This is a genomic window from Vibrio sp. 10N.222.52.B7 (genome assembly GCF_041474275.1).
In the GTDB taxonomy this organism is placed as follows: Bacteria; Pseudomonadota; Gammaproteobacteria; order Enterobacterales; family Vibrionaceae; genus Vibrio; species Vibrio crassostreae_C.
In genome coordinates this window covers 1-418 of record NZ_JBFRTU010000126.1, presented here as the reverse complement: position 1 = coordinate 418, position 418 = coordinate 1, and the positions used below count along the sequence as shown (strand labels likewise).

General features: G+C 45.9%; 1 protein-coding gene. It reads right to left on the bottom strand.

Annotated elements, in window-relative coordinates; all coding sequences use genetic code 11:
• Positions 1 to 89: 89 nt before the first annotated feature.
• Positions 90 to 418 (bottom strand): orotidine 5'-phosphate decarboxylase / HUMPS family protein (locus tag AB4512_RS21220; RefSeq protein ID WP_372175588.1); only part of this gene is annotated, 329 nt, incomplete at its 5' end.

Genomic DNA, 418 nt, shown 5'->3' with positions numbered 1-418 from the left:
AAGTTTATCTTCCCAGCTGAGTTCGTTAGGTAGGGCCTTTTCATAAAGCCCTACACGGTGGCGTAACAGGTTTTGATACATAACGCCTCCTAGTTCCAGTAACGATCGATCTGAGCTTTTAGTGCTTCTGCTGTTTCTTTACCTTTGTCACCTGCAAGTGCTCGACCTGCGATAAAGGTTTTCGCTTTAATGCCTTCAAATAGGTAAAGGTCTTCAGGCACGATACCGCCCGTGATAGAAAGCTCGATGCCCATTTCAGACAAGGCACGCATCTTCACGAGATCTTCTTCTGTCCAACCCACACCGGCTAATTCAGCGTCACGAGAACGGTGGTAAATCGCTTGTGAAATACCTAAGTCGACCCAAGATTGAGCATCGTCCATTGTCCAGTTACCATAAATTTCGATTTGGATTTCAC